Consider the following 2355-nt stretch of genomic DNA (forward strand, 5'->3'; position numbering starts at 1 on the left):
ACAGTAGATCACTATTGACGTAGATCACTCGTTTCTGCGATATCAGCGCCAATTCGATCCCGGCAACGGGATTTCGCGCAGGACACGGCCGAGCCGTTGGAGGAAAAGCGCCATGGCGACCCAAGCTGACGCGCAGGAACTGGCGGCCTTGCGGGCGCTTTCGGCCAGCATCGGGCGGAGCCCGCATCTCACCCAGGCGGCAGGCGGCAACACCTCGCTGAAAGCCGGCGACACGCTGTGGATCAAGGCCTCCGGCACCTGGCTGAAAGACGCGCTGGTCGATGACATCATGGTGCCGGTGGCGATGGCGCCGCTGCTGAAAGCCGTCGAACAGCGCGATCGCGCCGCCGACCAGCCGCAGGGTTTCACCATTGCAGCGCTCAACCCGCGCGGCCTGCGGCCATCGATCGAGACCACGGTGCACGCTTTGATGCCGCAGCGCGTCGTTCTGCATGTCCATTGCGTCGACACCATCTCGCTTGCCGTGCAGGCCGATGGCGAGGCCGAGGTCGCCAAGCGGCTCGATGGCATCGAATGGGCCTATGTGCCCTATTTCCGGCCCGGCCTGCCGCTTGCACGCGGCATTGCCGAAAAACTGCGGCCTGGTGTCGACGTGCTGATCCTTGGCAATCACGGGCTGGTCGTCGCTGCCGAAACCGTCGCCGGGGCGGAGCTTCTGCTGCGCCGTATCAGGTCATTGCTGGCCCGGCCGGCGCGCGCGACCGCCGCACCCGACCTCGACGCCTTGGCCGCGCTTGCCGGCGACAGCGGCTACAGATTGCCGGCCGATGTCGAAGCGCATGCGGTTGCGCTCGACGCTGAGAGCCGCCGCATGGCGCAGGCCGGCAGCCTCTATCCGGACCACGTCATCTTCCTCGGCCAGGGCTCCGTCGTGGCGAAGCCAGGCGAGGCCGTGGCAGATGTCGTTGCACGACTGGGCACGTCGCCTGCGGCGATCCTGTTTCCCGGCGCAGGCGTGCTGATGCGCGGCGACGCCAGTGCCGGCGCCGATGCCATGCAACGCTGCCTCGCCGACGTGACGGCGCGTGTCGACATCGCCGCGCGGCTGAACTATCTCACCGCTTCCGAGAATGACGAGCTGGTCAACTGGGACGCCGAGCAATATCGCCAGAAGCTCAACGCGGCTGGCGGCTAGCATGGACATGATGCCACTTGTCATCGGCATCGACATTGGCACATCAGGTGCGCGCGCCGTCGCCATGCGCCGTGATTTTTCCATAGCCGGGCATTCGGCCGTTCCACTCGACAGGTTTGGCCGCGATGGCCGAGCCCCCACGGCGTGGTGGCAAGCGGTCAAGGCGGCGCTGACGGAGCTGCTTTCCGGCATCGACCGCACGGCGGTCCGCGCCATCGCCGTCGACGGCACCTCCGGCACGCTGCTGCCGGTCGACGCCGCCGGGCTGCCGCTGGCCGAACCGCTGATGTACAACGACAAGGTCGATGACGACGGCCTCTTGGCCGCGATCGCCCGCACCGCGCCGGCTGCAAGTGCAGCGCATGGAGCGACATCCGGCCTCGCCAAGGCCCTGCGCTTCCAGCATCTACCGGGCATTGCGGCAGTGCTGCATCAGGCCGACTGGATTGCCGGAAACTTCTCCGGCCGCTTCGACGTCAGCGACGAGAACAATGCCCTGAAGACAGGTTATGATGTCGAGGCCCGCCGCTGGCCGGAATGGATCGCGGCGACCGGAATGCGCATGGAGTTGCTGCCGCGCGTAGTCGTGCCGGGCGAGGTCACGGGCGCCCTCACCGCGGAAGCCGGGGAACTGTTCGGCTTGCCGCGCGATGTGGCCGTCGTCGCCGGCACCACGGATGGCTGCGCCTCGTTCCTGGCGACCGGTGCCGCCGCGATCGGCGACGGGGTCACTGCGCTGGGATCCTCGCTGACCATCAAGATCCTGTCCGACCGGCCGATTTCGGCGCCGCGCTTCGGCATCTACAGCCACCGGCTCGGCAACGCCTGGCTGGCGGGCGGTGCCTCGAACTCAGGCGGCAAGGTGCTGGCCCAGCACTTTCCGCTCGCCCGTATCATCGAACTCAGCGCGACAATCGACCCGGAGACGGGCACCGGCCTCGATTACTATCCGCTTCCCGCCACGGGCGAACGGTTTCCGATCGCCGATCCGGCGCTGCCGCCTCGCCTTGCGCCGCGGCCGGCGGACGACGCCGATTATCTGAAAGCGATGTTCGAAGGCATCGCCGCGATCGAAGCGCTCGGCTATGACAGGCTTGCCGAACTCGGCGCGCCCACGCTGATATCGGTCAGGAGCGTCGGAGGCGGGGCAGCGAACCCGGCCTGGACGGCAATCCGGCGTCGCAGGCTCGGCGTCGATT

The 2355-nt window shown here is 67.6% G+C and carries 2 protein-coding genes; both read left to right on the top strand.

The genetic code is table 11. The features are described 5' to 3' along the window. Positions 1-112: 112 nt before the first annotated feature. Entirely contained in the window at positions 113-1156 is a 1044-nt protein-coding gene (locus EN925_RS32310; protein WP_127384996.1) for a class II aldolase/adducin family protein, read from the top strand. 7 nt (positions 1157-1163) lie between these two features. Then, positions 1164-2355: FGGY-family carbohydrate kinase (locus tag EN925_RS32315; RefSeq protein WP_164894540.1), on the top strand; the 1192-nt coding region annotated here is incomplete at its 3' end.

It is taken from the genome of Mesorhizobium sp. M7A.F.Ca.US.006.04.2.1 (assembly GCF_004022915.1).
Lineage (GTDB): Bacteria > Pseudomonadota > Alphaproteobacteria > Rhizobiales > Rhizobiaceae > Mesorhizobium > Mesorhizobium ciceri.